Genomic DNA, 3,088 nt, shown 5'->3' with positions numbered 1-3,088 from the left:
CAATCCGCCCTGCCCCACGCCTCTCGCGCCCGACGCTGCCGCGTCCACCGCAAGCCCGGCTCGCGAAAATGACGACCACATGATCGCCCCTCAAGGATGAGCCGGGATGGGCGACACATACGACAAATCCGAATTTCGGTAAAGCGGAATGTTTTTGGGAAGGAGGCTTGACAGCATTAGGGGTGTTTTGCCCGTCGGGTCATGGATGCTTTGGATGCCGCTGAGAAGCGCAACGACGAGCTCGTCGCCAGCGAGCGGTACATTGCAACGACGCCCTATGGCGTGCAGGCATCGACCGAACAGTCGTTGTGCAGCGCCGCTGGCACTTCACCCTAGGTTGCAGGCCGTAGTTCGCTGCGCTATAGACGCAGCATTGAGAATATTCAAAGCATAATTCCGGGGGCGAAATGCACAAGCTGATGATCGCGGTTGCCGTGACCTTTCTCGGAGTATCAACGGCCAAGGCGGCTCCACTTTACGAATGCGGTGGCGACCCGGCGTGCCAGACCAAGCGCGACAGCGTGTCTCGCGCCACATATGATCGAAACATCAACCAGTGCCTCGCCTCCGCGGGCGCGACGCGCGAGCAGTGGCGAGCTCACGCAGTGCCGAAGCCCGTCGCCGACAAGGTCCGCGCCTGTCTCGCCGCGCGCGGATAGCCGCGAGGCAACCTATCCCCCGCCAAAATCCCGCGGCGAGAACGGCAAGTCCAACACCTTCCATTCCTCGTATTTGTCGGCCGGCAGCATCTTGTACGGCTGGCAGGCCTGAAGCGCGCTCGTCGCCGACTTCACGATAGCCACGCCCTTCGCGGATGGCGGGGCTTCGATCAGGATCGGCGGGCGCGCCAGCGTGCCGTCGGTGGCGAGCACCGTGCGCAGCTTGATGTGGACGGTGTCGGTCGGGTCGACCCCGGCCGGCAGTTTTGCGCAGCTTCTCAAGTGCCGACGAAACTCGGCGATGACCTCGGGTGGAAGCTTCGCGCCGATCGAATCCCTGGCGTCGCCGCCGTCGCCCTTGGGTGCGTCTTTCGGCTCGATCGGCAGTTCGGGCGGCAGGCCCAGCATGACGCCGTATTTGAGGGTGACGTCGGGCTCGGGAGCCTGATAGGCCGGCGGTGCGGCCTGCGGCTGCGGCTGTTGCGGCGGCTGCTGGGGCTGGGGCTGCAGCTGCGCGGTGCTCTCACGCTGCTTCGGCGCCTGTGAGGGGGGCGGCTGTTTCTGCTGCGTCGGCTGCTCCGGTTCGGGCCGCGCCTTCTGCTGCGATGATTGCGACGCGGCCTGCTGCTTGGCGGCCGGCTTCGCCGCTGGATCCGCCTTTTCGGTGACGTCCAGTTTCGGGAGTCTCAGCTCGGGCATCGGCTCCGGCKGCTTTTTCGCCGCTTCTTCCTTGGCCTTCTCCTCGGCTTTGGCCTCCTCCTGCTTCACCTCCTCCGGCGTGACGATGTCGACCGACACAGTTTCCGGCAGCTGGCTGCGAAACGGATGGACCTCGCTGATCACGATGATCAGCGCCACCAGCGTCAGGTGCGCGACCGCCGACGCCGCAATGTCCGTCCGTATGATCTTCCGCAGTTCCATCGCCCGATCTTGGGTTGCCGTCCTGCTCCTAAAGCGCGATGAAGTCAGGATCAACCGTCATCGCGCTTTAGGCTCTTGTTCGAGCATGATCTTATCGGAAAACCGCTTCGCACTTTTCCGGATCATGCTGGGCATTCGGCAGCCCGCCCTCAATCCCATTTTGGCGCGAARCCATAGTCGGTCAGGCGGCCCTTGGGATTGGCCAGACCGGCGATCCGGGCCATCTCCTCGTCCGAGAGCTCAAAATCGAAGATCTCGATGTTCTCCGACAGACGCTCGACACGTGAGGTGCGCGGGATCGCGGTGACGTTCTGTTGCACGAGCCAGCGCAGGCAGACCTGCGCCGGCGTCTTGCGATGCGTCCGCCCGATCTCGGCCAGCGTCTGGTCGGTCTTGATGCGGCCCCTGGCGATCGGGCTGTAGGCGACCAGCGCGAGCCCATGCTGGTCGCAGGCCGTCCTCACCTTGGCCTGGTCGAGATAAGGGTGAAATTCGACCTGGTTGCAGACGAGCGGCTCCGGCGACAGCGCGACCGCCTGCTCGATCAGCGCCACCGTGAAATTGGAGACGCCGATGTGACGCGTCAGGCCCATTTGCCTGGCATGCGACAGCGCACCAAGCGTCTCCGCCAGCGGCACGTGCGAATTGGGCCAGTGCAGCAGCAACAGATCGACGGAGGGAAGCCGCAGGCGCGCAAGGCTCTCCTTCACCGACCGTTCGAGGTCGTTGGGAGCGAAATGGTTGGTCCAGACCTTGGTGGTGAGGAAGACGTCGTCGCGGCGCACGCCGGAGGCGCGCACGCCATCGCCGACCTCGCGCTCATTGTCATAGACCTGTGCGGTGTCGATGTGGCGATAGCCGAGCCGCAGCGCCTGCTCGACCACGCGCGCACACGGCCGCCCGCTCAGTTCCCAGGTCCCGAGCCCGATCGCCGGGATCCTTGCGCCATTGGCCTCGACGAACAGCATGAGGAATCCTCTCTGTTGCGGTCGCCCCAGGACTCATCACAAGCATCAGCCACGCGCCATTATGGACCTCGCCCGTGACACTGCCAACGGAAGCGGGAGCGATCGGGCCGGTTATTCAGCGCAATGCTAACGGGAAGTTCGCAGCTCAGGCCTTGTCGTCAGGCTTTGGCGAGCGCCTGGAACACGGTGTCGGGCGCATGCGCGATCACGGCGAGCAGCGCGCGGGCCGGTCCCCGCGGGGCGCGCTTGCCCTGCTCCCAGTTGCGGATGGTCTCGACGGGAACGCCGAGCTTGGCCGCGAACTCCATCTGGGTCAGGCAGGCGCGGCGGCGCAGGTCGCGCACCGCGAGCGAGCCGGTGTCGGCCGGTGCGGCATTGGCCGCCGGCTGGACCGGAAACTCCTGCCCGTCCCGCAACTCGACGATCCGTCCGTCCGCCTTAAGCCGCAACCGCATATCCATTCCCCCAAGCGAGGGCGATGATGCGTCAGGTCGCTTAAGTTCGGATTAAAGATAGTTGCCCGTAGCCCGGATGGAGCGC

4 protein-coding genes are annotated in these 3,088 nt (G+C 65.0%); 1 reads left to right on the top strand and 3 read right to left on the bottom strand.

Translation table 11 applies throughout. From position 1 onward, the window contains the following. The first annotated feature begins 407 nt into the window (after nt 1-407). Nucleotides 408-659, top strand: a complete 252-nt coding sequence (locus AC1D00_RS33885; RefSeq protein ID WP_477013665.1) for a hypothetical protein — start codon at nt 408-410, stop codon at nt 657-659. A 12-nt stretch (nt 660-671) separates the two neighbouring features. Here AC1D00_RS33885 and AC1D00_RS33880 read toward each other — a convergent pair whose 3' ends face one another. From AC1D00_RS33880 to AC1D00_RS33870, 3 genes are all read right to left on the bottom strand, one after another. Further along, on the bottom strand, nt 672-1,580 hold the full coding sequence (locus AC1D00_RS33880; protein ID WP_477013664.1) for a hypothetical protein: 909 nt from the start codon (nt 1,578-1,580) through the stop codon (nt 672-674). Between the two features lie 149 nt (nt 1,581-1,729). Beyond that, nucleotides 1,730-2,548: an aldo/keto reductase gene (locus tag AC1D00_RS33875; protein WP_135177293.1), complete on the bottom strand. Its 819-nt coding sequence runs from the start codon at nt 2,546-2,548 to the stop codon at nt 1,730-1,732. A gap of 158 nt (nt 2,549-2,706) precedes the next feature. Further along, nucleotides 2,707-3,009, bottom strand: a complete 303-nt coding sequence (locus AC1D00_RS33870) for a helix-turn-helix domain-containing protein (RefSeq protein ID WP_135177294.1) — start codon at nt 3,007-3,009, stop codon at nt 2,707-2,709. Nucleotides 3,010-3,088 lie beyond the last annotated feature (79 nt).

This window comes from Bradyrhizobium sp. P2_E8 (genome assembly GCF_056403875.1).
This window is presented reverse-complemented; position numbering and strand designations above follow the sequence as displayed.

Bases quoted from the DNA above. Each gene is read 5' to 3' on its own strand.
- AC1D00_RS33885 (WP_477013665.1), top strand. From the start codon at position 408: ATGCACAAGCTGATGATCGCGGTTGCCGTGACCTTTCTCGGAGTATCA.
- AC1D00_RS33870 (WP_135177294.1), bottom strand. From the start codon at position 3,009: ATGGATATGCGGTTGCGGCTTAAGGCGGACGGACGGATCGTCGAGTTG.